This window comes from Albidovulum sediminicola (assembly GCF_025751575.1).
GTDB classification, from domain to species: domain Bacteria; phylum Pseudomonadota; class Alphaproteobacteria; order Rhodobacterales; family Rhodobacteraceae; genus Albidovulum; species Albidovulum sediminicola.
In genome coordinates this window covers 1-25496 of record NZ_JAOWLA010000028.1, presented here as the reverse complement: position 1 = coordinate 25496, position 25496 = coordinate 1, and the positions used below count along the sequence as shown (strand labels likewise).

General features: G+C 65.4%; 25 protein-coding genes, 1 tRNA gene and 1 pseudogene. 6 read left to right on the top strand and 21 right to left on the bottom strand.

What is annotated here, in order from left to right:
- Positions 1-669: 669 nt before the first annotated feature.
- From OE647_RS18995 to OE647_RS18935, 13 genes are all read right to left on the bottom strand, one after another.
- Positions 670-1902 (bottom strand): RNA polymerase factor sigma-54, encoded by a 1233-nt coding sequence (locus tag OE647_RS18995; protein ID WP_263723345.1) that lies wholly within the window; start codon positions 1900-1902, stop codon positions 670-672.
- Positions 1899-2624, bottom strand: a complete 726-nt coding sequence (locus OE647_RS18990) for a type 1 glutamine amidotransferase (protein ID WP_263723344.1) — start codon at positions 2622-2624, stop codon at positions 1899-1901. The genes OE647_RS18995 and OE647_RS18990 overlap by 4 nt, the downstream gene beginning before the upstream one ends.
- 43 nt (positions 2625-2667) lie before the next feature.
- On the bottom strand, positions 2668-3480 hold the full coding sequence (locus OE647_RS18985) for an ABC transporter permease (protein WP_263723343.1): 813 nt from the start codon (positions 3478-3480) through the stop codon (positions 2668-2670).
- Between the two features lies 1 nt (position 3481).
- The gene (locus tag OE647_RS18980) at positions 3482-4351 is read right to left on the bottom strand and encodes an ABC transporter permease (protein WP_263723342.1); all 870 of its coding nucleotides are present in this window, start codon (positions 4349-4351) and stop codon (positions 3482-3484) included.
- Positions 4348-5445 (bottom strand): ABC transporter ATP-binding protein, encoded by a 1098-nt coding sequence (locus tag OE647_RS18975; RefSeq protein WP_263723341.1) that lies wholly within the window; start codon positions 5443-5445, stop codon positions 4348-4350. The genes OE647_RS18980 and OE647_RS18975 overlap by 4 nt, the downstream gene beginning before the upstream one ends.
- A gap of 115 nt (positions 5446-5560) precedes the next feature.
- On the bottom strand, positions 5561-6601 hold the full coding sequence (locus OE647_RS18970) for an extracellular solute-binding protein (RefSeq protein WP_263723340.1): 1041 nt from the start codon (positions 6599-6601) through the stop codon (positions 5561-5563).
- 33 nt (positions 6602-6634) lie between these two features.
- A complete protein-coding gene (locus tag OE647_RS18965; protein WP_263723339.1) occupies positions 6635-8023 on the bottom strand; it encodes a sigma-54 interaction domain-containing protein in 1389 nt (462 codons plus the stop codon).
- 11 nt (positions 8024-8034) lie between these two features.
- Complete coding sequence (locus OE647_RS18960) at positions 8035-9228, bottom strand: PAS domain-containing protein (protein WP_263723337.1); 1194 nt, start codon at positions 9226-9228, stop codon at positions 8035-8037.
- Positions 9229-9270: 42 nt separating this feature from the next.
- On the bottom strand, positions 9271-10749 hold the full coding sequence (locus OE647_RS18955; RefSeq protein WP_263723335.1) for a glutamine synthetase family protein: 1479 nt from the start codon (positions 10747-10749) through the stop codon (positions 9271-9273).
- A 27-nt stretch (positions 10750-10776) separates the two neighbouring features.
- A complete protein-coding gene (locus OE647_RS18950; protein ID WP_263723333.1) occupies positions 10777-12093 on the bottom strand; it encodes a glutamine synthetase in 1317 nt (438 codons plus the stop codon).
- Positions 12094-12101: 8 nt separating this feature from the next.
- On the bottom strand, positions 12102-13328 hold the full coding sequence (locus tag OE647_RS18945) for an NAD(P)/FAD-dependent oxidoreductase (RefSeq protein ID WP_263723331.1): 1227 nt from the start codon (positions 13326-13328) through the stop codon (positions 12102-12104).
- 3 nt (positions 13329-13331) lie between these two features.
- Positions 13332-13517, bottom strand: a complete 186-nt coding sequence (locus OE647_RS18940) for a ferredoxin (protein ID WP_263723330.1) — start codon at positions 13515-13517, stop codon at positions 13332-13334.
- Positions 13518-13532: 15 nt separating this feature from the next.
- Entirely contained in the window at positions 13533-14738 is a 1206-nt protein-coding gene (locus OE647_RS18935; RefSeq protein ID WP_263723328.1) for a cytochrome P450, read from the bottom strand.
- A gap of 278 nt (positions 14739-15016) precedes the next feature.
- On the opposite strand from OE647_RS18935, the gene OE647_RS18930 reads away from it, so the two are divergent.
- A complete protein-coding gene (locus tag OE647_RS18930) occupies positions 15017-15208 on the top strand; it encodes a hypothetical protein (RefSeq protein ID WP_263723327.1) in 192 nt (63 codons plus the stop codon).
- Between the two features lie 139 nt (positions 15209-15347).
- Positions 15348-15652: pseudogene (locus tag OE647_RS18925) on the top strand (transposase); the annotation flags it as partial.
- 16 nt (positions 15653-15668) lie between these two features.
- Here the strand turns inward: OE647_RS18925 and OE647_RS18920 are convergent.
- Both OE647_RS18920 and OE647_RS18915 read right to left on the bottom strand, forming a co-directional pair.
- Positions 15669-16073 carry a recombinase family protein gene (locus OE647_RS18920; protein ID WP_263723347.1) on the bottom strand — a complete coding sequence of 135 codons (405 nt, stop codon included), beginning with the start codon at positions 16071-16073 and terminating at the stop codon, positions 15669-15671.
- A gap of 633 nt (positions 16074-16706) precedes the next feature.
- The gene (locus OE647_RS18915; protein WP_263723325.1) at positions 16707-17414 is read right to left on the bottom strand and encodes an IS6 family transposase; all 708 of its coding nucleotides are present in this window, start codon (positions 17412-17414) and stop codon (positions 16707-16709) included.
- Between the two features lie 294 nt (positions 17415-17708).
- Between OE647_RS18915 and OE647_RS18910 the strand changes: the two genes are divergently transcribed.
- On the top strand, positions 17709-17999 hold the full coding sequence (locus OE647_RS18910) for a hypothetical protein (protein WP_263723324.1): 291 nt from the start codon (positions 17709-17711) through the stop codon (positions 17997-17999).
- 365 nt (positions 18000-18364) lie between these two features.
- On the opposite strand, the gene OE647_RS18905 is transcribed toward OE647_RS18910, so the two are convergent.
- Positions 18365-18454 (bottom strand) — tRNA-Ser (locus tag OE647_RS18905).
- A gap of 255 nt (positions 18455-18709) precedes the next feature.
- Here OE647_RS18905 and OE647_RS18900 point away from each other — a divergent pair.
- The 3 genes from OE647_RS18900 (at position 18710) to OE647_RS18890 (ending at position 22186) form a co-directional block, all read left to right on the top strand.
- A complete protein-coding gene (locus tag OE647_RS18900) occupies positions 18710-19534 on the top strand; it encodes a hypothetical protein (RefSeq protein ID WP_263723323.1) in 825 nt (274 codons plus the stop codon).
- Between the two features lie 70 nt (positions 19535-19604).
- Positions 19605-20837 carry a hypothetical protein gene (locus tag OE647_RS18895; RefSeq protein WP_263723346.1) on the top strand — a complete coding sequence of 411 codons (1233 nt, stop codon included), beginning with the start codon at positions 19605-19607 and terminating at the stop codon, positions 20835-20837.
- The gene (locus OE647_RS18890) at positions 20834-22186 is read left to right on the top strand and encodes a cytochrome P450 (RefSeq protein ID WP_263723322.1); all 1353 of its coding nucleotides are present in this window, start codon (positions 20834-20836) and stop codon (positions 22184-22186) included. The genes OE647_RS18895 and OE647_RS18890 overlap by 4 nt, the downstream gene beginning before the upstream one ends.
- Before the next feature lie 27 nt (positions 22187-22213).
- Here the strand turns inward: OE647_RS18890 and OE647_RS18885 are convergent, their stop codons facing one another.
- The 5 genes from OE647_RS18885 to OE647_RS18865 form a co-directional block, all read right to left on the bottom strand.
- Positions 22214-22447: a ribbon-helix-helix domain-containing protein gene (locus OE647_RS18885; RefSeq protein WP_263723321.1), complete on the bottom strand. Its 234-nt coding sequence runs from the start codon at positions 22445-22447 to the stop codon at positions 22214-22216.
- Positions 22448-22487: 40 nt separating this feature from the next.
- Positions 22488-22688 carry a DUF4169 family protein gene (locus OE647_RS18880; RefSeq protein ID WP_263723320.1) on the bottom strand — a complete coding sequence of 67 codons (201 nt, stop codon included), beginning with the start codon at positions 22686-22688 and terminating at the stop codon, positions 22488-22490.
- Positions 22688-24082 carry a class II fumarate hydratase gene (gene fumC / locus OE647_RS18875; protein WP_263723319.1) on the bottom strand — a complete coding sequence of 465 codons (1395 nt, stop codon included), beginning with the start codon at positions 24080-24082 and terminating at the stop codon, positions 22688-22690. The genes OE647_RS18880 and fumC overlap by 1 nt, the downstream gene beginning before the upstream one ends.
- Before the next feature lie 79 nt (positions 24083-24161).
- Complete coding sequence (locus tag OE647_RS18870) at positions 24162-24737, bottom strand: class I SAM-dependent methyltransferase (protein WP_263723318.1); 576 nt, start codon at positions 24735-24737, stop codon at positions 24162-24164.
- A gap of 66 nt (positions 24738-24803) precedes the next feature.
- Entirely contained in the window at positions 24804-25262 is a 459-nt protein-coding gene (locus tag OE647_RS18865; protein ID WP_263723317.1) for an SspB family protein, read from the bottom strand.
- Positions 25263-25496: the final 234 nt, after the last annotated feature.

The window sequence follows — 25496 nt, the reverse complement described above, 5'->3', positions numbered from 1 at the left end:
CCTGCCTCATGCTCGGCCAGAATGCCGATGATCTGCTCGTCGCTGTATCTCGTTCGCTTCATCGTCCGTCCCTTCGTTGGGTCGGACTCTAATCGCAGGTGGAGGAAAAATCCCGTGGCAGGTCACGCAGCAGATCCTTGGCGCCCCAGACCGACAAAGGGAACCGGGCGGACATCATCACGGCAAGCCGGATTATCTCGGAACTGGTCCGGAAGTCCTTGAGGGGCGAGCGTTGGATAAAGGCAGGAGGCTATCTGTGCGCCTGCTCGGCGCCAAGGCAGGTTGTTCTGATAGTGCCGCTCTTTCGAAGGCCATGGCAAGCCGAGGGTTGATGACCGGAACATGATCAGCGAGAAAGTTCTTATTAATAGCAATGGATTGCAGTAGCGCGAGGCGCCCAAGGAGCATAGCCCAGCAAAGACAATTTACATCCAATGGGACCGCTGAAGTGAGATGGACCTGTTCACCGGGGTCTTCGAGGGACTAACTTCGGATGCCGCGGATCGGAAGACCTTCATGATCGAAGCGACCTATCTGGTGGCGGATCGCACTGCCTCGAGCCTGCGGTCGAAAACGGTGCGCGGACGCCTGAAGGGCAAAACCAACGGCGGTATCAACATCAAGCGGCATGCCGTTATGGACGCCAAGGGGTGCCCGGACTGCACCAGCTCACCGCAGATTGCGGTTCGCAATGCCCGCGCGCGCCCGTATCCGGGTCACCATCCGCCGGGGAACGGGCGCGCCCGCGGCTGAAAGCCGCGCGGCGATCTCGCTGTCGCTGAGCGGGCTGCCGGTCTCTTCTTCCGCGACGATGCGCCTGACGCGCTCCTCGATCGCCAGCGGGCCGCCCTCGGCTGAGAGGGCCTCGTTGCGCTGGCCGGATGTCGCGAAGAACCGGCGCAGCGGGATCGTCCCCATCGGTGTTAGCGCGGCGGCCGCGCTGACCAGGCGGGAAACCGAGCTTTCGTGAAGGCCCAGTGCCTGCGCGACGGCGCGCCGGCTCAGGCGGCGTTGCGCGATCGGGCCCTGGCTCAGAAACCCGGCCTGTTCGACAGCCAGAACACGGCCAATCTCCAGAAGGGCGGCGTTGCGGCGATCGACGGCCCGAATGACGCTTCGCGCGGCCGTCAACTCCGCGCCGCGGGGCGCCGTCGCGCCTTCCGGTTCATGCAGCGAAACCGAGGGGAGTGTTTCGGGGTTGAGCGAGACCAGCCAATCCGCGCCGCTCCGTGCGAATACCAGGTCGGCGACGCGCGTTGGCGTCGCCTGCGTGGAAAAACCGGCCGCCGGGCGCGGGTTGAGCGCGCGCAGAAGATCTAGCGCCGCGTCCACCGACGCCGACGGCAGGCCGCTGGCCCGGACGACGGCGCCCTTGCCACCCGTCGTCATGAGCGGAAGCGCGTCAAGGACGCGCCGCATCTGGGGACGCGCTGCATCATCGGGGTCCAGTTGCAGGCCAAGGCATTCGACGACCGATCGAGCGAAAAGCCCCCGCGGCTCGATCTTCTGAAGGGCGCTGAGAATCCGCTCGACACGATCCTCGCCGGCGCCGGTCTGCCGTGCGACCTCCTCGACATCTTGCGCGCCGACAAAACCCGCCGGATCTAGCCTCTCCACCAAGGCCAGCGCGATCCTGCGGTCGCTGGAGGACGGCACGAGGTCGGGCAGATGTTCCATCACATGAGTGAGCAGGGAGGGCTTGTGCGCCTCGATCTCTTCCTGGGCAGCGCCTATCGCGCGCGGAAGACGAAGCTTGAGCCAGGGATTGTCGCCCGCGATCCTGTGAAGGCTCTCGGCCAATTGCATGTTTGACTGTTCAAGAAAGCCGATCGCCCGGCTCAGGCCGCGCGTCAGCTTCAGGCTTTGCTGCTGGCGCTGGATGACTTCCTTGCGCAGTTTCATGTCGCTGTCCCGACCTCGTTCCTGAGCACCCTGGCGAACCCGCGGGCGACCCTGTCAGCTTCGACAGGAAGATCGAGCGTTTCGAGGGCGGGGCCGACGATATCATGCGCAAGCCGCAATCCCGCCGCCGAAATCAGCAGGTCGTGCACATAGCCGCGCGAAAACTCGGGGTGGAACTGGACCGAAACGGCCGGAAAGCCGTCGTAGATCAGCCCGCCGTTCGGCGAGGCCTCGTTCCACAGAATGCGGCGCGCCACGTCCGGAAGTGCCACGACCTGGTCGCGGTGAAACGACAGCGCGGCCAGGTCGCCCGGACCAAAGAGCGCCGCACCCGCCGCAGACAGTGCGTGACGCGCCCCGCCCAGCACCCATCCGGTCGCTGACCTGCGAACCTCTCCTCCGAATGCCGCCGCCATGATCTGATGGCCGAAGCAGACCCCGCCCAGCGGCCGACGGGCCGAGGCGGCCGCGCGCAGGAAATCCATCAGCGGCGCGATCCAGGGGTGGTCCTCGTAGACGCCCGCCCGCGAGCCCGTGATCAGGTAGGCCGAGTGATCCCGCGGATCGGCGGGCAGGTCCTGCCCGCCCGCGACATGGATATGGGTATACTCCGCCCCAGGCAGATGCGGCGCGAGCCAGCGTTCGAACATGCCCGCATAGGTCCCGTGCGCCGCCTGCAGCGGTTCGGCCGGGCGATCGGTTTCCAGGATGCAAATCCTCATGCTCTCCTTCCGGACGTAAAGGGCGGGATCTCGGGTCTGCCGGTTACCTTTCCCGCTCGCGCGTGACGATCACGGCGAGAATGATGAGGATAAGCGAGGCCAGCACGATGAGCGTGCCCACCGCATTGATCTCGGGCGTGACGCCGCGCCGGAGCGTTGAGTAGATGTACATCGGCAGCGTGTTGTCGCGTCCAGTCAGGAAGAAGGTCACCGGGATTTCGTCGAAGGACAGCACGAAGGACAAAAGTCCCGCCCCGATGATCGCGGAGCGGATGTTCGGCAGCGTGATGTAGAAGAATGTCCTCAAAGGGTTGGCGCCCAGGTCGGAGGACGCTTCCTCAAGCGATTTCGGCAGGCGCTGGAGCCGCGCGAAGACCTGCGTGACCACGATGCCCAGAAGGGCCGTGGCGTGCCCGAGAATGACGGTCTCAAGGCTGAGGTTGAAGCCGAAGAGGCGGAACATGTTCAGCATCGAGATGCCGGTGACGATGCCCGGCAGCGTGATCGGCAGCAGGATCAGGCGGCGAAACATGGTCTTTCCGGGAAAGTGGAACTTGTTCAATGCCAAGGCTGCCGGGACACCCACCAGAAGCGTGAGCAGGGTCGAGAAGGTCGCCACGTAGAAGCTGTTGCCCACCGCGGCCTGTATGTCCCCATTGGCCCAGAGCGTTCGGTACCAGTCGAGCGTGAAGCCCGAGAGCGGCCAGGTGAGCGAGCGGGAATCGTTGAAGGAAAACGCGATCAGGACCCAGATCGGCACATAGAGAAACCCCATCAGGAGCGCCACGAAGGTCATGAAGGCGGTATCTGCGCCGTAGCGGGAGACGAGGCCGGGGGCGTTCGAACTTGCGGTCATCTCAGAACTCCCCCCCGTTTCCCCTGGATTCGAGCCGGTCGGACAAGGACACGATGCTCAGCACGATGATCAGCATGACAATCGCGAGCGCCGAGCCGAGCGGCCAGTTGAGCGCCGCGCCGAACTGGGTCGCGATGACGTTGGCCACGAGGTTCCCGTCCGGCCCCCCGACCAGGAAGGGCGCGACGAAATCCCCGAAGGACAGACAGAAGGTCAGCGTGAAGCCCGCCGCCACCCCCGGCATCGACAGCGGCAGGGTGACATGCAGGAAGGTTCGCCAGGGCCCCATGCCCAGATCGGCCGACGCCTCCGACAGATTGCGTGGGATCTTTTCAAGCGCGGTGTAGATCGGCATGACCATGAAGGGGATGAAGATGTAGGTCAGCGTCACGACCATCGCGAACTGGTTGTAGAGAAAGACCGGCGAGGGTTCGGCGATGATGCCGGTGGAGATCAGGAAGGAATTCAGGATCCCCTCGGTGCCCAGGATCGTTTTCCAGACATAGGCGCGCAGCAGGTAGCTGACCCAGAGCGGCGCGATCACCGCCATGTAGAGCCAGGTTCTGAGCGCCTGCGAGCGGCAGCGGAAGACGAGGTAGTAGGCGAAGGGATAGGCCAGCGCGAAGGAGCAAAGCGACACGAGCGTCGAAATCTTCAGCGTCCTCGCCATGACCTGCAGGTACTGCGGATCGGTGAAGAGCGTGACGTAGTTGCCCAACTGGAACGCGGGCATGAAACTGGGGTATTTCTTGATCCAGAAGCTATAGGTCACGATGATGCCGTAGGGCAGCAGCATGAAGACGAGGATCCACAGGATTGGTATCCCCAGGATCAGCGCCCCGGCGAGGTTGCGGCGGGGGGCGGCGCTCACGGCGCGACCCTCCCGTCGAAGAGAAAGATGTTGTGCGGCTCGACGGCAACGCGCATCTTCGTGCCCACCTGAGGAACCGTGCTGCGCGCCAGAGCATCCGCCAGCAGGCTATCGACGTAAAGGCGCGTGCCGTCGGCGATCTCGACCGAGACACGGACGCCGAGGCCGTAGTAGATGACCTCCGCCACATGTCCCGACAGGGCGTTCTCCGCCGCTTCTCCCTCGGCGAGCGCGCGCGTCTTCTCCGGGCGGAAGCCGAGCGTCATTTCGGCGCCCTTCGCGACCGGCCGGTCCAGAAGCACCTGGAGACTCCCGGCCGCTGTCTCGATCGTGGCGGCGGCTTCGGTCGCGTCCGCGACGGTTGCGGGCACGAAGTTCGTCGTGCCGATAAAGTTCGCCACATAGGGCGAGACGGGATGATCGTAGAGGTCCTGCGGCTTGCCCTCCTGCGCGATCCGGCCCTGTTCCATCACGACCACGCGGTCGGACATCACCAGCGCCTCCGTCTGGTCGTGGGTGACCATGATGAAGGTGATACCGACCTTGTCATGCAGGTGCTTGAGTTCGATCTGCATCTGCTCGCGCAGCCGCGCATCGAGAGCGGAGAGGGGTTCGTCCAGCAAAAGCACCTTCGGTCGCCGCACGATCGCGCGGGCAAGCGCCACGCGCTGCCGCTGGCCGCCCGACAGCTGGTTGGGGCGCTGGTCGAACCTGTCGGCTAGGCCGACAAGGGTCAGCGCCTCCAGCGCGGCGGTGCGCTGCTCGGCGCGGCCCATTCCCATCATCTTCAGCCCGTAGGCGATGTTTTCGCCGACCGTCATGTGCGGGAACAGGGCGTAGTCCTGAAAGACCATGTTGACCGCGCGCTTGTAGGGCGGGTCCCAGGTCACGTCGCGTTCGGCCAGGCGGATGCGGCCGTGTGTCGGCGCCTCGAAGCCACCGATCATGCGCAGGAGTGTGGATTTTCCGCAGCCCGAGGGTCCCAGAAGCGTGACGAATTCGCCGTCCTCGACCGAGAGCGAGACATCATCCACCCCGATGATCGTGCTGGAATAGTGTTTGGAGAGGTTCTCCAGTTCGATGATTGCGGCCATTGCCGTTCGCGCCTTTCCCCGTCTGCCCGCCGTGCCTTGCCCGCGTGAAGCGGGCGGCTCGATCTTGTCCTGTGTCGGGGCCCGGCAGTGGCGCCGGGCCCCTCCGGTCATGCCGTCATTGCGCCTTCACGGCGTTCCAGGCGTTTGTGTAGGTCTCGAACCGGTCTGCGAGCGGGGCCCAGATCAGCAGGCTGTCGAGATAGTCGGGATCGTCCTGGTGAAGCGCCGCGAACTGTTCGGACGTCATGCAGGATTTCGCGGCGGCGGCGTTGGCGGCCGAATAACCGTTCACGTTCGCAACCCCGCACTGGCCAAGCTCGGAAAGCTGCATGTTCAGGAACTTGTAGGCGCATTCCTTGTTGGGCGTGTCCTTCACGACCATCCAGGAATCCATCCAGCCCTCCGCGCCTTCGGTCGGGATGAATTCGGTCACCTTCACGCCCTCCGCCGCAAGCAGGCTGGACTGGTAGCCCGCCCAGGTATTGGAGATCACGACCTCACCGGCCTTGTAAAGATCGACAAGCTCGCCCGCCGTCGCCCAGTACTTGCGCACCAGCGGCTTTTGCTCAAGCAAGGCTTCCTGCGCCTTGGCGATCTGTTCGTCAGACAGGTCGTAGATGTTCATGTCCCCGTTCTTGCGCGCGGCGACATAGATCGCGCTCTTGTCGTCCCAGAGAGAGATCTTGCCTTTCAGGTCTTCCCGCCACAGATCCGCGATCGAGGTCGGAGGCGTTGTGAAGGCGTCGTCGCGATACATGAAGGCGATCGCGCCCCAGCTGTAGGGCATGCCGTAATATGCGCCGTCCTTCTGGATCCCGTCCTGGCCCAGGAACTTCGGGTAGATGCCGTCCCAGCCGGTGATCGCCGCGGTGTCGAGCGGTTCGACGAAGCCGAGGTCGATCATCAGCTTGGTGGTGTCGATCGACGGCGTGATCAGGTCGTAGATGCCGCCGCCGGCCATGAGCTTCGGCGCGAAGTCGTCGTTGGAGCCGACATAGGTCGCGCTGACCGAACAGCCGGATTGTTCCTCGAACGTGCTGATGAAGGAAGGATCGGCATAGCCTTCCCAGGTCAGGACGCTGACGCTTCCCTCTGCCAGAACGGGTCCGGCAAGCGCGCTCAGGGCGCAGGCGGTGACAAGATATTGGGTCTTCATGGTCATAGCTCCTCTGTCGTGTGAATGGCCGGCTCACGGCTCTTGGGGTTTCGTTTTCCGAACGATGGTGCCGATATCGACACCGAGTGCGGCAGCGGCCTTGCGCTTGCTGCCATGCTTGCGGATCGCCGCGTCGATGATCGACCTTTCGTAGTCGGCCACGCTGTCGCGCAGCGGGCGATCCTCCGTCCCGGGTTGGGCCGGCTTTGCGATGTCCGTCTCGGTCTCTGCCTCTGCCTGCGGAGGGCGGGCAAGCCGGCGGGGCAGCTCGTCCTCGTCCTCGCCCAGGACCGATATCTGCTGAAGCAGGTTCGACAGTTCCCTGATGTTGCCCGGATAGCTGTAGGCGCGCAGCCGCTCCATCAGGTCGTCTGAAAGCTTCATCGGCAGGGACCGGCGCTGGTTGATGGCTCCGACGAACCGTTCGATCAGGTGATCGACAAGCTCGGGCACTTCACGCAGCGGCTTGATGGGCATGTTCACCACCGCCAGGCGGTAATAGAGGTCGAGCCGGAACTTCCGTTCCTTCGCCATCTGAAGCAGATCGCGGTTCGTAGCGGAAATGATGCGCAGGTTGACGCGGCGGGGCTTGGTCCCCCCGACCCGCAGCAGCATCCCGTCCTCAAGGAAGGACAGCATCTTCGCCTGAAGCGGCGGGGGGATTTCGCCCACTTCGTCCAGAAACAGCGTGCCGCCCTCGGCCGTTTCGATCAGGCCCTTCTTGCCTTCGCCCGAGGCCCCGGTGAAGGCGCCTTTCTCGTAGCCGAAAAGCTCGGACTCAAAGAGGCTCTCGGGGATGGCCGCGCAATTGACGGCGACGAACGGGTCGGTCGCATTGGCGACGAAGGAGTGCAGATGGCGCGCGATCTCGGTCTTGCCCACGCCGCTTTCGCCGGTGATGATGAGCCGCGCGCCCTGCAAGAGCGCGCGTTCGCCGCGCGAAATGATCCGGTCGAGATAGGGCGAGATGCGCCGCTGGCGGGCAAAATCCGGCCTCAGCCGCCGTTCGGGGGTGGTTGCGACGTGCGACTGTTCACGTCGTCCCGTGGCCTGGCGGCGGGCGTGATCGAAGACCGCGAGGTCACGCAGCGTGATCACCGCCCCGCCATCGCCGCTGCGAACCCGTCGAACGGTTACGAACACCGCGCCCACTGAATCGCCGCGCATCATGGCATTACCGGTCCGCCCGGCCTCCAGCATCTCGGTCACGAGCGTCCAGTTGAGCGAGCTTGACGCCACTAGCGCTGCATAGGGCCTGCCCACGATGGAGGCCGGGTCCACGCCGGCGATCAGCGCGGCCTCCCGATTGCAGAGTTGGATGCGCCCGTCGGGGCCGATTACGACCAGACCGTCAGGCAGCGCATCGAGCGCCTCGGAAAGGGGATTGGCCTTCGCTGCGGGCTGGCCGTGCTCGGCGGGCATGGTGTTTCCCCTCATCCCGTCACGCGATCCGTGCCGAAGGCGGTGGAGGGCTCGACAAGCACCGGCACCCGGCGCTGCGCGCGCAGGATCAGCGCCAGCAGGTCATGTCCGCCGTGATCGAAAATCCGCGCCGTGACCTCCACCTTAAGCTGCCCCTCCGGGTGCATCGCCTTGGCGGTCAATGGCCGCCTCAGATGGTCGAGCACTTGCGCTCCCGCCGCCTCAAAGAGCGCGTCGATCGACAAGGCCGCATCAACCAGGTCGGCCAGCCCGCGCGCGGCGATCGCGTCGGACGACAGGCCGAAAAGCTCCTCCGCGGCATGGTTGGACATGAGGACGGCACCGGTCCGGTCCAGAACCAGCAACGGGTCGGGAAGCGCGGCGATCACCCCGGTCAGCCGGTCGATCTCGTCCTTGAGGACGGCAGCCCGGCGCATGTGCTTGGAGACATCGCGCACCGTGCCCCACATCCGGTAAAGGTGGTTGCCGCGGATATGGCCGCGCACGTCATTCTCGACCTCGATATAGACACCGTCATAGCGCAGGTCGCGCGATGGCGTGCCGTTGATGTCGAAGCTTGCGCGGATGAGCCGGCGGATGAAGCCCTCGTTCTCCCGCGTGCGCGGGAAGGTTTCGTGGACCGGGCGCGCATTGAAATCCTCCCCCTCCGGGGTGCGGTAAAGATGCGCCATCGCCCGGTTGCAGAACCGCCAGCGCGGCCCATTCTCGAAGACCTGGCGGATGATCTCCTGTTCGGGGGCGGACAGGTCCACCGGATCGGTCCACTCCATGCACCAGCCCGCATCGTCCGACGCCGCGAGGATGCCCGAGATCACCTCCCGTTCTTCGGCCAGGCGCGCGACTTCGTCCAGGGCGCCCCCGGAGGGCCATTTGTGAAGGACGAGGCAGGACCCGTCCTGATCCGTCTCGATCCGCTCCGCGACCGCGGAAACCGGGACAAGCGCGCCGGAGGCATCCCTGAGGTGCAAGGCGACGACGCGCGGTTCCGCGGACCCTTCCGCAAAGAGCGTCTCGATCCGTTCGCGCGATTCAAGCGGGTAGAGGAAGGACCAGTCCTGCCCCTCCGCCGCGCCGGTCGCATAGCCGAGCCGCCCGGCCTGGGCCTCGTCCATCGTCACGATCCGGCCGTCCTGCGTCAGCAGGTCCACCATTGCCGCTCCCCGGTCCGATCCTCGCGTCGTCATTTGCCTCACCTGTCCTGTTGCCGGCCCACCGCCGTGCCTGCCTTACGGCACGCAGTGCAGATAGCGCTCCACATCCCAATTGGTGACCTCTCGGAGGAACCGTGTCCACTCGTCGCGCTTATATTCGTCGAAGACATCGTAGAGCTTGCCGGGAAGCGCCGCGCGGATCACCTCGTCCTTCTTCAGGGCTTCGAGTGCGTCGTGGAGGTTTAGCGGGATCAGCTTGACCTCTCCGCCCGATTGCCAGACTTCCGTGACGTTACGCGCCTCGGGCTTGCCGGGATCGATCTTGTTGCGGATGCCGTCGTCCATTGCCTTGAGCAGCGCGCCGCAGAACAGGTGCGGGTTGACCATGCTGTCCACCGCGCGGAACTCGAACCGGTCGGGCGAGGAGATCCGGATCGTGCAGGAGCGGTTCTGAAGCCCCCAGTTCGCCCCGATCGGCGCCCACAGGCCATAGTCGTTGAAGCGGCGGTAGCTGTTCACCGTCGAGGCGCCAAGGCAGGTCAACGCGTCGATATGCTTGAGCGATCCGCCTAGGACGTGATGCCCCAACTCGGTTGGCAGCCAGCCGCCTTCCTTGTTTTCGAACTCGTTCACCCCGCCCGTGGAGTAGTGCCAAAGCTCCTCCATCCCCGGCACCTCGCCCGGGATGATCTGCTGCAGCTCCCGCGAACCTCCGCTCCAGACCGAGCAGTTGTGGTGGCACCCGTTCGCGGCATAGCCCATGAATGGCTTTGCCATGAAGCAGGCGATCAGCCCGCGCTGGCGCGCCACCTCGGCGCAAATCTGGCGGTAGGTCGTCATCCGGTCGCAGGTCGGCAGCGCGTCGTCGAACTGGTAATTCAGCTCGATCTGCCCCGGCGCATCCTCGCAGTCGCCCTGGATCATGTCGAGGCCCATCGCGCGGGCATAGTCGCTGACCTGCATCCAGACGTCGCGAGCGCTCTCGAACTGGCCGATATGATAGGCGAGAGGTTCCGTTATGCCCTCGTAGGGGCGCACCTCGCCCTCTTTCGGCTTCAGCCAAAGCATTTCGGGCTCAAGGCCCACGCGCAGGTGCAGGCCGTTATGGGCCTTACGGAACTCAGCGTCGAACCGCTTGAGGTTGCCGCGGGTGTCGTACTCGTAATATTTGCCAGGGAAGTTCGGGTCTTCGAGGCTGTAGTATAGGGTGCAGAAGACACGCGCGACGCGCTTGTCCCAGGGAAGCTGGCAGAAGGTCTCGGGATCGGGCAGCGCGATGCACTCCATCGCATTGCTGTCGAAGCCGATCAGGTTGCCGCGGAAATCGGGCAGCACGTTGGTGACGCCCCCCATCCAGGTTTGCACGCCCTTTCGGGCCTGCGTTTCCCAGTGGCGCGCGGGGGCGGCCTTGCCCATCACCCGGCCGGTGATCGAGATGTACTGGTAGTAAATGTAATCCACGCCCATGGCGTCGATCTTGGCACGCACCCGCTTGACCAGCTCGGCGCGGCCGGGCGCTTCGACGTCGCGGTGGTAGTCGGTGTCGGTATTCATGTCCCTTGCTCCCTGGTTTGTCCGGTCTCAGCCTTCGAGGTAGCGGGTGCGCTCTTCGGCGCTGACCGCCTTGGCGAGGCTGGCGTATTCGGCACGGCACGCGGCCGCGAAATTCTCGGTGAACGGCGCGCCAAAGATGCGCCGCGCGTGGGCCGAACCGGCCAGGCGGTCGGCCGCATCGGCAAGGTCGCGAGGGAACCGCTGCGCGCCTTCGGGCACGAAATCGGGATGCGCGGCCTCGGTCGCCTTCGGCGCGGCAAGGTTGCGCTCGATCCCGTCCAGGCCCGCGCCCAGCATCAGTGCCATGGTGAGGTAGGGGTTGCAGTCCGCCGGCGGCACCCGGAACTCAAGCCGCGCGCGCGGGTCGGCATGGGGTGCGGAGCGGACCGCAACGGTGAAGGGATACTCTGCCCAGGTCAGCGATTTCGGCGCCCACGACCCGGGCGCGAGGCGGCGATAGGCGTTCACGGTACTCGTGCACATCGCGAAAGCTTCCGGAACGATCTCCATCATCCCCGCGATGAACTGGCCGGCCAGCGCGTTGGTCTTGCCGTCGGGGCCGGAGAAGAGGTTCTTGCCCGTCTTGGCGTCCTTCAGCGACAGCGTGCAGTGCCCACCAATGCCCGGATAGTCGGCGCCAAGATAGGGCATGAAGCTGGCCGTCATCCCGTGGCGGCGCGCATGCGCCCGCGTCGCGAGCCGGAAGAAGGCCGCATCATCCGCAGCCCTGAGCCCCCGCGCGGCGCCAAGTGTCGCCTCAAGGCAGCCGGGCCCGAGTTCGACGCCCAGGCCGTACAGCGACACGTCGTTGCCAAGGATCTCCGCCTCCAACCCGGCGATGAAGCCGGCGTGGGTATTGGCCGTGGTGCCTGACCAGCACTTGTTGTCCGGGGCGAACTTGGCCAACCGCTCGAAACCCTTGTCCCGCACGGAGGTATCGCTTTCGGCCAGCAGGATGAACTCGAACTCGAAGGCGCCATCGACCGCGAACCCCATCCTCGCCGCCCGCTCGATCTGCGCGCGCAGAACCTGGCGGGGCATTAGATCGCGTGCCGCGCCCGAGAGTTCCGCGATGATCGACACAGCCCCCGGCTCGGAGGGATTGCGCCGGATGGAGGAGGGGTCGATCTCCATCGTTTCGGTATAGTAGGAGGTGCCGCCGAAAAGGCTGTCGGCCACGTCCCAGTAGGCGAGAACGTTGGCGAAGCGGGGATCGCCAGCCCAGTGCAGGAATTGTTCGCGCCGCAGCCGGCGGGCGCGAAAGACGCTCGCATAGTCGAACTGCCCCACATGCACGACCTCGGCGCCGTGATGCTCGATTGCCTTCTTGAGCGCTTCACTCATGGTGTTCCTCACTCGACGGTTTCAGGGGAAAGCGCGCGCTCAAGGCGGGCGCGATGCGGGGCAAGCGCGGCTGGGGGGGCGCCAAGACCCAAAACGGCCACGGGCCTGCCGCCGCGATGGTATTCGACGATCACGGGCTCAGTGCCGACTTGAGTCAGGTCGCCTGAGATCACCTCGGCCGCCTCGGCAAGCGCCGGCGCCCCGAAGCTTTGCAGCCGTGTTCCGTGCTGGTCGCTCCAGAACGAGGGCATGGGCGCGAAACCGGGCTCCGGATCGCGGCCCGTCTCGCACGCGGCGATGGTCTCGGCGGCGCGGCGCGCGGTCTGACCGGGAACGCACCAGTGTTCGACCCGGCGCGGCGCCGGACCGAACAGGGGATTGGGGAAGCGTGCCACGTCACCCACGGCCAGAAGACGATCGGCGCCCTGCGCGATCAGCCTGTTGTCGCACAGGACCCCGTTGGACAGATCGGCGCCCGATCCCTCCAGCCATTCCACATTCGGGTGAGAGCCCAGCGCCTCGACCATCAGGTCGGCCTCAAGAGCGCGCCCGTCGTCAAGGATGACGGCGCTATCGCTGTCCGAAACGGCCGCGACCGATCGCCCGGCGAGGATCGTCACGCCCTGCGCGCGATGCATCGCCGCCATAGCGGCTGCGACGCGCGGACCAAGCGCACCGATCATCGGCTGCTCCATCGGCTCCACGATGGTCACGTGCAGGCCAAGCTTGCGTGCGGTCGCCGCGATCTCGCAGCCGATGAAACCGCCGCCCGCGACCACCATCCGCGCGCCGGGCCGCATTGCGTGGCCAAGCCGGACCGCCTCGTCGAAGGTGCGCAGCACAAAGCGCCGCCCCTCTGCGCCCCTGAGCGCGAGCCTGCGGGGCCTGAGCCCCGTCGCGGCGACCAGCCAGTCGTGGCGCAGGACCGTCCCGTCCGAGAGGCGCAGGGCGTCCTTCTCCATCGCCTCGGCAGCGACGCCCAGGCGCATGTCCACCGCGCCCGTCGCAAGCCGGCTCTTGAGTACGAGCCTTTCGAAGACCGCCGCCGCATCCGCGCCGGGTGCGGCCAGCGCCTCCGCCGCGTCCTTGGACAGCGGCGGCCGGTTGTAGGGCAGGTACCGCTCCGCACCCACCATCGTCACGCGGGCCTCCGGCAGCGCGGCCAGGACCGCTTCCGCCGTGCGCAGCCCCGCGAGCGAGGCGCCGACGATGGTGATGCGCGGGGCCGCGGTCATGGCTCAGTCGATCCGGATGGCCTGCTCGGGGCAGGCATCGGCAGCGGCCTCGACATCGGCGCGCAGACCGTCATCGACATCGGCCAGCCACTGAAGCTGGCCCTCGTCATCGAAGGAAAAGACTTCAGGCGCGGCGATCACGCACTGGCCGTGCAGAAGGCAGATCGACATGTCCACATGAACTTTCATACGCGGTCTCCGGTTTCAGGCTTCGGGATCAAAGGCGATGGGCAGGGAGATGGCGCCCGTGTTGCCGCTGTCGGGCAGCCACTGCGCCTCGCCGTTCAGGCGCGGATTGCGCAGGCGCCGGGCCAGAAGCTTGAGAGCTTCGGTCATGTCGCCGCGGGCTATGAAATGGCCTAGGCAATGATGCGCGCCCCCGCCGAAGCCGAAATGCGCCTTGCGTTCGGCGGTGATGTCGAAGCCCGCGTCGGGGAAGACGGCGGGATCGGTGCCGGCCGATTGCGAGAAAAGATGAAGCGTCGTGCCCTGGGGTATTTCCAGGTCGTTGTAGGTGAAGGTCTCGGTGGCGGCGCGGGTCACCCAGGTCACGGTCGGGCGCACCCGCATGACCTCCTCGACCGCGGCCTTGCCAAGTTCGGGCCGCTCGGCCAGAAGCGCCCATTGATCGGGGTGGTCGATGAAAACGCTCATCGCCAGGCCAAGCTGGTTGCGCGTGGTGTCGATGCCACCGAAGATCGCCAGCACGATCATATCCAGCAACTCCTGATCGGAAAGCTGGGCTTTGTCGGCATTCGCCTTGACGAGCATCCCGATGAAGTCGTCGGATGGGTTTGCGCGGCGGTCGGCGACCAGTTCCTCCGCATAGGCAAAGAGCTTTTCGGTTGCCGCCTCGATGATCGGCAGGTCGCGCTTGAAAGTGACGCCGAGGGCAAGCCCCATGTCGCCGGCGATGTCGGCCAGTTCCCGCCACTTCTCGAACGGCAGGCCGAGGAGGTCGCAGATGACGCCGGTGGCATAGGGTTCGGAGAACTCGGCAATGAAGTCGCATTCGCCCTTCTTCGCGAAGCGGTCGATCAACCGGCCGGCAAGTGCCTGGAACTTCGGCAAGAGATCGGCGATGAGCTTGGGCGAGAAGGCTGGGTTGGCCATGCGGCGAAGACGGGCATGTGTGTCGCCCTCCTGGCAGAGGAGCATCGACATCCACCAGGTTGCGAACTTTCCCGTCACGTCGTTGTGCTGCGGCCAAAGGTAGCTGCCCTGCCGCAGCTTGGGATGCCGCAAGAGCTTCTGCACGTCGTCATACCGCAGGACAGCCAGGCCATAGGGGGTCCGTGCATACCAGGATGCGGCCCGCGCCTGGCGCACCGGCTCCGACCGGATCGAGAAGGTCGGATCGGAAAGATCGAGATAGGGCGCCGTGCCAGGGTCGAGGGCGGAAAGGGTCATCGTGCTTCTCCCAATGGGCATCTCGCGTTTCAATGAGGGTAGATGCAAGTTTTTGACCAGAAATTGCCGGTAATATCTCAAGTCACTGATATAAATATTAAAAAATATTTCCCTACCTGAATTTTCCTTGCAGATCGTTGCACTCTGCACCGAAAGTTGGCGAGACGCTGCAGCAATGCATCGCCAGAAGCAAAATTTCAGCGGCTCGTTTCGGGCGCCAACCTGAACTGAGCCGAGCATCCTGAGATATGAAGTGCTGGCATTGTCGGGTTGTCGTTGTGGAAGCCTGCCGTACCAAGACGGCCGACCTCACCGGCGCACTTAACGGCGCGGCACGGCGCGAGGAGGCGGCAGATATCCTCCGCGGGCTGCTTCCCGGCATCCGGCTGGTTCCGGACGTAAGCGGGCTTGTGATCGAGTTGGTCGGTGCCATGGCCGGAATCCTGGCCCTTGGAGATGCAGACAGTTAAGGCCCCCGGCGGAACGCGCACGAGGCTAAGCAATTAACGGTGGTTGAGAGGGCAGGGTTGAGCCAGCGACCCTCGCTGATCTGGCCCGGGATTTTTCCTCCATCTGAGACCAGAGTCCGCCCCAAGGACGGGACGGACGATGAAGCGAACGCAACGAACCGAAAAGCAGATTATCGGAATCTTGCAGGAGCATGACGCCGGTGCGAAGTGCGCTGATCTCTGCCGCAAGCACGGGATGTCGGAGGGCACGTTCTATGCCTGGAAGGCGAAGTATTCCGGGATGACGGTTTCCGAGGCGAAGCGGCTGGAGGCGCTGGAGGACGAGAATGCCAAGCTTAAGCGGCTTTTGGCCGAGCAGATGCTCGACATGGCTGCGATGCGAGAGCTTCTCCAAAAAAAATGGTGACGCCCTCCGTGAAGCGCGAGGCTGTCGCGCACACCCGGCTGCGGATGTCGACGATCAGGGGACAAGATCACGGGCGAGGCCTCCTGCAGTCGCTGACACCTTTGCTCGCAACGTTGCTCCACCTTTCCCAGCCCGCCGCAGCGCCGCAGCCCCGTTCGGGTTCCCCAGCTTCACGCCACGGGCCTTCGCGACCGCCAGTGCCTCCTTCGTCCGTCGCGAGATCGCCTCGCGCTCTTGCTGTGCGACGAGCGCCATGATGCCGACCGTGAGGTCGTTGGCCTCGGGCATGTCGCAGGCGATGAACTTCACACCGGAGTCCCGGAGGGCGGCGTTGCGCGAAAGGCGGTCAAGCTTGGCAATGACGAGCGTCGCGCCGGTGAGGCGGGCCAGCTGGATCGCCTTGCCAAGTTCCGGCCGGTCGGGATTGCGGCCGTTCTCGACCTCGGTGAAGCGGGCCAGACCTCGGCCCCTCGCGACCCAGCGAAGGCGTTGATCGTCCTGCGCTGCGCCCCGAGCCCCAATCCCGACTGCCCCTGCCTGGCGGTGGAAACCCGCTCGTAGGCGATGAACCGGGGCGATGGGGCTGTCATGGGTCGGGTGTACAAAACTGCCTGACGTTCGTTGCGCAGTTCTGTACCGTAGGTTTGAGACATCGCTCAGAAGTTTCTCCTGGAGGGGGAGTCTCTCGATTTCTCATTTTGCGCCAATACCCTATCGGCCGTGATTTTGGCCGAGAGGGTGTTCTGGGCAGGTGCACACTGAAGCAGGAAGCCGATTGACGTATCTATTTGTCGAGTCCGAGCGTACACAGTGCCACAGGCGCGAATACTCGCTCCGAGGAAAGGCTCTCACCTGATGACGATGTTTTCCATGAAGCCGCAGTTCAACCTTGCGGAGTTTCTTGCCGAGAATGGCCCGCGAGAACGGCCCGCCGCCAAGGCCAAGCCGAAGCGGCGATGCCCAAAGGCTGCCGATCATAGGCCAACTGAAGGGGATGGTGCGGCAAAGCCCGAGAAAGGCGTGAAGTAGGCACCGATTTGGTGCTGTCAGACGGATTCGAACTCGTCTCCACAAGGACAGTAGCACTGCCCCTTATCCCGCGCAGAGACCGCGCCACTCAGCGAGAGCGGCGGCTCGGTTGGCCTTGAAATTCGCCCTGGAGTAGAAGCTTCGCTCCGAGTTGAAATGGTTGAAGACCGAGGCGTGAACGGCGACAAATTTCTGCAGACTTCGCATCCGCCGGAACCGGAGCATTGCCCGCTCTCGTCGTCGGAATGGCAAGTGTGAATTCTCTGCCCGGTTGTTCAGCCAGCGACCGGTCTGCTGCAGATTTGCAGCGGCTATCGCCTTCAGCGCCGCACCGTAAGATCGCAGCAGATCTGTGACGATGGCCTCGGGCCGGCCGTATCTTCGCATCGCTTTCTTCAAGAATTTTAAGGCTGCTTTCTCGTCCCGCGTCTTCGTCACCAAGCTCTCGAGCACTTCACCTTCGTGATCGACTGCGCGCCAGAGGTAGTGACGTTCGCCATTGATCTTCACGAAAACCTCGTCGAGATGCCGACGCCATTGGGGCCCGGATCGCAGGCGTTCGGCCCGTCGCGCACGGATCTCGGAAGCGAACATCGGGCCAAAGCGGTTCCACCAGAAGCGGACGGATTCGTGGCTGATCTCGATACCGCGTTCTTGCAACAGGTCTTCGACGTTGCGGAGCGATAGAGGGAACCGGACATACATCATGACCGCCAGGCGGATGATTTCCGGGCTGGTCCGGAAGTACTTGAATGGGGCGTCTTTCGTCATCTCAAGACGCTACGAGACCACCCTGCCACGCTCAACAGGATTCCCTCTGACAAGACCTCGTCTCGAGGACGAGTTCTGCAACAGCGCCCCATCGGAGCGCTCCGGGCCCGCGAACCTGACCTGCTGCGCCGCATCCTTTTCAGCGGCACCATCGCACCGCGGGAGATCCAGCTCACGCTCGATGCCGACACCCTGTCAGACGCGTTCGACCTCCCGGCCGCAGACCTGTCGCCCGATCTCATCAACCTCTCGGCACGTGTTCATCTCCGGCGCCGCGGTGTCGAGGCAAAGCTGGTGGCGGGCGAGGCTGCGCCCGACCCCAATCCGGTGCTGCTCCGCACCTTGGTCGACGCGCATCGCTGGACCGCGGCGCTGCGCAAGGGAACCCCGCTCGCCACGATCGCACGCAACGCCGGTCATCACGACGTCTTCATCCGGACCCGCGCGCCGCTCGCCTTCCTCTCCCCGAAGCTCCAGCACGCCATCGGCGATGGCACCTTGCCACCCGAGCTGACCCTGCACCGGATCCTCCGGCGCCCGATCCCCCTCGATTGGCAGAACCAGGAACGGCTATACGGGATCTGAGCCGCGGGTCGGGCCAGGGCTTTGTCCCGCCGCCGCGTCCCGGCTCATGCGCCTCAAAAGTTCCCTGCAGGTTCCCTGCCTGTGGCAGCAGGGAAATCCTGACAAGTGGCTGATTCAGATCATTAAATTCGGGACCCAAGCGCCCGATCAAGACAGAATCAGGAAAATTCCCTGCAAACTCCCTGCATGCAGGGAATTCCAGCCCAAAACCGAACCGGCCGATGCGCCCCTCTGAGACCCATCGCGGCAGCGCCAGCGAGCCGGCCTCTCGGCAGAGTCTCTAAGGGGTCGGCGGAGGCGCAACGCACGGAAAAATCGACCGGAAATCCAGTGTTTTGCATATAAATATCAATAACTTAGGCAAGTGGCGGAGAGGGTGGGATTCGAACCCACGGAACCCTTGCAGGCTCAACGGTTTTCGAGACCGCCCCGTTCGACCACTCCGGCACCTCTCCGCGTCTGGGGGTCGTCGTGAGGGCGGGGTTTATCTGGCCCGCGCGGGCAGCGCAATACGTTTTTCGTGCTTGGGTGGTGATTTTCGCGGGTAGGCGTAGAGCGCGCCGCCCGGCTGGCTTCGCGGGCGGGATCAGCTTGCCCCAAGGCCCCGGTGTCGGGGGCGTTTTCGCCCTTTTTTCGGCGAGTTTCAGCTTTCGCCTTGAGGCAGGGGCGGGCAGGGACTACGTCAGTGGGACATTGACCGGAATGGCTTCATGCTTCTGCGAATCCTGCGATCCGTCGCCCTTGTCCTCAGCCTTGCAAGCGCCGCCGCTGCGGCGGAGCCGCAGACCGACGCGCTGGCGGACGCCCTGGCCTTGCCGGAACTCTTCGACATCATGAGCGAAGAGGGGGCCGCCTATGGTCGCGATCTGGAGGAAGACCTCTTTAGCGGCGGCGGGGGACCGCGCTGGCATGGCGAGGTCGCGCAGATCTACGACCCGGAGGCGCTTTTTCCGGCCTTCATGAAATCCTTCGCGGCCGAGCTTGAGGGGGCGGACACCGCCACCATGCTCGACTACCTGACCAGCGGGGAGGGCGCGCACATCGTCCGGCTGGAAATTTCGGCACGTCGCGCCTTCCTGGACGACGCCGTGCGCGACGCCGCCGAGGCGCGGGCAGAGGAACTTTCCGTGCAGGATGATCCGCGGTTGGCGCATCTTGACCGTTTCATCGCGTCGGCCGACCTGCTTGAGGGCAATGTCGCCAACGCGCTGAACGGAAGCCTCGCCTTTTACCGAGGCCTTGCCGAAAGCGGCGCGCTGCCCGAGGGGCTGGACGAGGGCGCGATGCTGGCGCAGGTCTGGGCGCAGGAGCCCGATATCCGCGAGGAAACCGAGATCTGGCTTCTGTCCTATCTTGCGACGTCCTACGCGCCGCTCGGGGACGAGGAACTGGCGCGCTACATCGATTTTTATGAGACCGAGGCCGGGCAGGACCTGAACCGCGCACTGTTCGCGGCCTTCGACAGGGTATTTACGGACGTGTCCCATCAACTGGGTCTTGCGGCGGGACGGCAGCTTGCCGGTCAGGATCTGTGAGGCCCGCTGGGGCCGCAGTTGGACGTGGCTTGAGCCGGACCGCGTCCACGGCGGGCGTAGACAGGACGTGATGGAGGCACCGGCGGGCAGGGCGGTTCGGCGGCGTCGGGTCTTCTACATCCCCGGCTATGATCCCTTTCCGCCACGCCGCTACCGGGAGCTTTACCGCAGCGAGGGCGCCGCGCAGGCCGCGATCTCGGGCTATGGGCTCGAGGTTCGTGGAACGCCGGGCCAGACCGGTCAATGGCAGGCGACCCTTGTCGAGGCAGGTACGGAGAGCCGTGCGGATCTGGAGGTACTTGTCTGGGATGACATCGTGCGCGGCTCGATGAGCCAGTCGATCCCAGCAACGTATTTTCAGGCGATCCGAACGGCCTGGGTTTACCTTTTGGGCGGCGCCTTCTTCCGCCTTCTGGGCTTGCGCAAAGGGCCGATGATTGCCGCGCTTTATCCGATCGCGCTGCTTGCCCTTCAGGCCATCGCGGCTGTCCTGGCCGGGGTGGCTGGCTATGCGCTTTCCAGCCGGGCGCTGATGTGGCTGGGCGCGCCTTGGGCGGCTCTGGCGGCTGGGCTGATGGCCGTGGTGATCCTGGCCGGGGTGCTGGCGCTGTTCCGGCGCTGGGACAATCGGGTCTTCGCCTATTACCTCATGCACGACTATGCATTTTCGGCGCTGGGGCAGGGGGCCTATCCCCCGGCACTCGAAGCCCGGTTGCGCGTCTTCCAGGCCCGCATAGCCGCCGCCCTGAGCGAAGAGGGATTGGAGGAGGTCCTGGTCGTCGGCCATTCCTCGGGCGCGCATCTGGCGATCTCGGTTCTGGCGGACCTTGTCCGGGCCGGGCGGGTTCCGGCCGGGGGGGCGGCGCTTTCGCTGCTGACGCTTGGGCATGTGGTGCCGATGGTCGCGGTGCTGCCCGGGGCGGGTCGGCTCAGGCGCGACCTGCGGTACCTTTCGGAGCGCGAGGATCTGACCTGGGTCGATGTGACCGCGCCGGGTGATGGTTGCACCTTCGCGCTCTGTGATCCCGTGGCGGTCGTGGGCATGGCAACGCCCGAAAAGCGCTGGCCGCTCGTCCTCTCTGCAGCCTTCACCCAGACGCTCAGCCCGGAAAGGTGGCGGGCGCTGCGGTGGCGCTTCTTCCGCCTTCACTTCCAGTATCTTTGCGCATTCGACCGGCCCGGCGACTACGACTACTTCCGCATCACTGCCGGAGCGCTGACGCTCGGTGCGCGGTTCGCGGGGCGCGCGCCGTCGCAAAGCCGGGTCGAGCGTGTGATCGTCAGCTTCGGGGATCGGCCATGACCCCCCCGAAGCCCCCCGCGCGGGCTGATCGCGTCTCGCTTTGGCGCTACCTGCGGCTGTTCCGGCAAGACATCCTGTCGGCTCAGCCCGCGAAGCTTTACCGCGCATGGATGGCGGAGTTCCGCACCCCGTTTTTCCGATCCTACCTCTGCAACGATCCCGCGCTGATCGACCTTGTGCTGAAGGAATGCCCGGCCGATTTCCCCAAGTCGACCCGCGTTGCCGAGGGGCTCAGGCCGCTTCTGGGCAACTCGGTCTTCCTGACCAATGGCGCGGACTGGCGGCGCCAACGCCGGATCATCGACCCGGCCTTCGAGGGCGGGCGGCTGCGCGACACCTTTCCCGCGATGCTCGCTGCGGCGCGCGCGGCGGTTGCCCGGCTTGAAGCGCGCGCGGGCGAGGTGATCGAGATCGAGGAGGAGACGAGCCACGCCGCTGCCGACGTGATCTTCCGCACCCTCTTCTCGATCCCCATCGACCATACGGTGGCGCGCGCCGTCTTCACCCGGTTCCGCGACTACCAGCGCAGCCAGCCGCTCCTGAATCTTGCCGCCTTCCTGCCGTTGCCGCGCTGGGTGCCGCGCTTTCACCGCGCCCGCACCCGGAGGGCCGCCCGCGATATCCGCGCGCTGATCGCCCGGCTGACGACAGAGCGGATGGCGGCGATCCGCGCCGGGACCGCGCCCGACGACCTGGCCACCAAGATCATGACAACCCCCGACCCAGAGACGGGTCAGACCTTCTCCGCCGGCGAAATGGTCGATCAGGTGGCGATCTTCTTTCTTGCCGGGCACGAAACCTCGGCCTCTGCTCTGGCCTGGACGCTGTATCTTCTGGCGACACACCCCGAGGCACAGGCGCGCGCGGCGGCAGAGGCCGCAGGCTTGCCCGACGCGCCCGGCTTTGCCGACATCGCCCGGCTCAGCTTCCTGCGGGACTGCTTCCGCGAGGCGCTGAGGCTCTATCCGCCAGTACCGATGATGGTGCGGGAGGCCGCGTGTCCCCACCGTTTCCGCGACCGTGAGGTGGGGCAGGGCGCGCAGATCGTGCTGTCGCCCTGGCATGTCCACCGACACGAACGGCTCTGGGACCGGCCCGACGATTTCGACCCCAGCCGCTGGCAGACCCAGGCGGGGCGCGACGCGGCCCGCGCGGCCTATCTGCCGTTCTCTGCCGGGCCGCGCGTCTGTACGGGCGCGGGTTTCGCGATGGTGGAGGGGCCGCTGATCCTGGCCATGCTGCTCCGTCGCTTGCGCTTTGCGCCCGACGGGCCGCCGCCCGTTCCGGTCGCTCACCTGACCGTCCGGGCCCGCGACGGAATCCGGCTGCGGCTGTCCAGAATCGGTTGACCATGGGGGCCTTATGCGGCGCCTCCGTCAGTCCACCCGCTCCGCCAACCGCGTCTCCAGATCGTCAAGAACGAAGAGCCGGATCGCCGTTGCAAGCCCCGTGTCGCCATCGCGGGCATCGTCAATCTCAGCCGCGAGGGCATTGAGCCCGACATCGCGCCGTGCCGCGATCTGGCGGAAGGCGCGCCAGAACGCCTCCTCCAGCGAGACGGAGGTGCGGTGGCCGTGAAGCGTGAGCGAGCGTTTGACCGGGCGTGGCATGGCGGAAGGCTAGGGCGCGGCGCCGGTGCGGGCAAGCCCCTCAGTCATCGCGATCCTGCGCGCCTGGCTCCTCGCGTTTGTGTCCGTCAAGCCGCGCGTGATCCTGTTTGGTGCGCGCGGCCTGCAGGTCGCGTTCGGCCTTGGACTGGCCGAACTTGGCGGCGTTGGCGTCGCCCTTCGCGCGGGCGGCCTTGCGGGCCGCCTGCTTTTTCGCGGTGCGAAGGTTGACGACCTCGGCCATCAGCCCTTCGGGCCGATCATGTCCTCGGGGCGGACGATTCGGTCGAAGGTTTCCGCGTCCACGAAGCCGAGGGCGATTGCCTCTTCCTTGAGGGTCGTGCCGTTCTTATGCGCGGTCTTGGCGACCTTGGTGGCGTTGTCGTAGCCGATGGTGGGGGCGAGCGCCGTTACCAGCATCAGGCTTTCCTTCATCAGCTTGTCGATGCGCGCGGTGTTGGCCTGCGTGCCCACGACCATATTGTCGGTGAAGGAACCCGCGGCGTCGCCCAGCAGCTGCATGGATTGCAGGACGTTGTAGCTCATCATCGGGTTGTAGACGTTCAGCTCGAAATGCCCCTGAGAGCCGGCGAAACCGATGGCGGCGTCGTTGCCCATGACATGCGCGCAGACCATGGTCAGCGCCTCGGCTTGGGTCGGGTTGACCTTGCCCGGCATGATCGAGGAACCGGGCTCATTCTCCGGCAGGATCAGCTCGCCCAGGCCCGAACGCGGGCCGGAGCCCAGAAGCCGCAGGTCGTTGGCAATCTTGAAGAGGCTGGCCGCCACGGTCTTGAGCGCGCCCGAGAACATGACCATCGCGTCATGCGCGGCCAGCGCCTCGAACTTGTTTGGCGCGGTGACGAAGGGCAGGCTGGTGATTTCCGCGATCTGGGCGGCGACACGGGTGTCCCAGCCGACGCGGGTGTTCAGGCCCGTGCCGACCGCGGTGCCGCCCTGTGCCAGTTCGTAGATGTCGGGCAGGCAGGATTTCACCCGGGCGATGCCCTTTTCCACCTGCTTTGCGTAGCCCGAGAATTCCTGGCCCAGCGTCAGCGGCGTGGCGTCCTGCGTATGGGTGCGGCCGATCTTGATGATGTCCTTGAATTCCTCGGACTTCGCAGCCAGCGCGGCGTGGAGTTTCTCCAGCCCCGGCAGCAGCACGTCACGGGCCATCATGCCGATGGCCACGTGCATCGCGGTCGGGAAGGTGTCGTTGGAGGACTGCCCCATGTTCACGTGATCGTTCGGGTGCACGGGCTTCTTCGAGCCCATGACGCCGCCCAGCATCTCGATCGCGCGGTTCGAGATGACCTCGTTCGCGTTCATGTTCGACTGCGTGCCCGACCCGGTCTGCCAGACGACCAGCGGGAAGTTGTCGTCGAACTTGCCCTCGATGACTTCCTGCGCCGCCGCGGCGATGGTGTCGGCCAGTTCCGGCGCCATGTCGCCTTGCGCCTTGTTCACCAACGCGCAGGCTTTCTTGATGACACCCAGCGCGCGCACGATGGCGACGGGCTGCTTTTCCCAGCCAATGGGGAAGTTCATGATGGAACGCTGCGTCTGCGCCCCCCAGTACTTGTCGGCGGGAACTTCAAGCGGGCCGAAGCTGTCGGTCTCGGTGCGGGTCGCGGTCATGTCTCAGGTCCGTGCTGGAAAATTCGGCTTCTGAGTAGAGGATTTTTGCCATCGTCTCAAATGGGAAATCCCGCAGATGCTACATCGCAGCGATATTTTCTGCGGCGCGGCGATAAATATAGACCCGGGCCGGGGGCAGATTGTGCCAGACGCGCGGTCCCGGCAGGGCGGAGATCCCCAGCGCTTGGCGCACCTCCTGCGCGACGGGCGGCTTCGGGCCATAGGTGAACTGGATGAAGATGCCGCCGGGGGCGAGGGCCTTGAACGCGGCGGCCAGGATGTCGCGCTGCACGGGTTCGGGGATCGAGAGGAGCGGCAAGCCGCTGACTACCGCGCCCAGCCGGCCGGCGAAATCCCGCGCGGCATCCTGCGCGGGGCGGTTGACGACGCGCACGGCGGGGAAGGTCTGCCGCAACCGTTCGCAGAACGCCCCGTTCATCTCGTAAAGCACGAGGTCGCGGGGGCTGACGCCGCGCGCCAGGATTTCCCGGGTGATGCGCCCCGTCCCGGGGCCGAACTCCGCCACCGGGCCTATGCCGGGGCCAAGGGGCGCTGCCATGGCCATTGCCAGCGCGCGCGACGACGGGACCACGGCCGAGATCTCTCTCGGGTTGCGCAGAAGCTGGCCGATGAACAGGGACAGGTCCTTCGACATCGCAAAACCTTCCGCGCTAGAGCCTTCAGTGACGGTCAGGGAACAGGCGGGGCGCGACCCGCCCCGTTACTTGCGCCAACGGTCCAGCCGGACGATCTCTGCGTCCTGACGTTCCGGCGAGGGCGTGGGATCGTCGCCATCGTCGTCGTCTTCGTCCTCCTCATCGTCATCGGCGGGCGCTTCGAATCGAAGCCCGAACTCGACCGAGGGGTCGACGAAGGTGCGGATCGCGTCGAACGGGATGTAAAGCGGTTCCGGCTGGTCGCCGAAATTGAGGGTCACGGCGAAGCCGTCATCGTCAACACGCAGATTGTCGAACCAGTGCTGCATGACGACGGTCATGTCGTCCGGGTAGCGCTGCTTGAGCCAGTCGGCCAGCGCCGCGTCCGGATGGCGGGTGTCGAAGGTGATGAAGAAGTGGTGATCGCCCGGCAGGCCCTCATCTTCGACCTGGCGCAGAACCTCGACGATCAGGCCGCGCATGGCACGATGCATGAGGTTACCGTAGTCGATCGATCGCGTCATGGGGGGCCTTCCTATCCTTCGCCGCCAGCATAGGGGATTCGGCTCTGAAGGGAAGGGGAAAGGGGGGCTGGCCGCGCAGATGCTGCGGTGCGGCACCGCCCCCCCTTTTTTCCGTCTCAGGCTTTTCCGAGGGTGGTTTCGACGGCGCGTCTGGTTGCGGCGGCGATGTGGTCGGCTTCGGCCTCGGAGAGGCAGAAGGGCGGGGCGAAGCCGAGGATGTCGCCCTGGGGCATG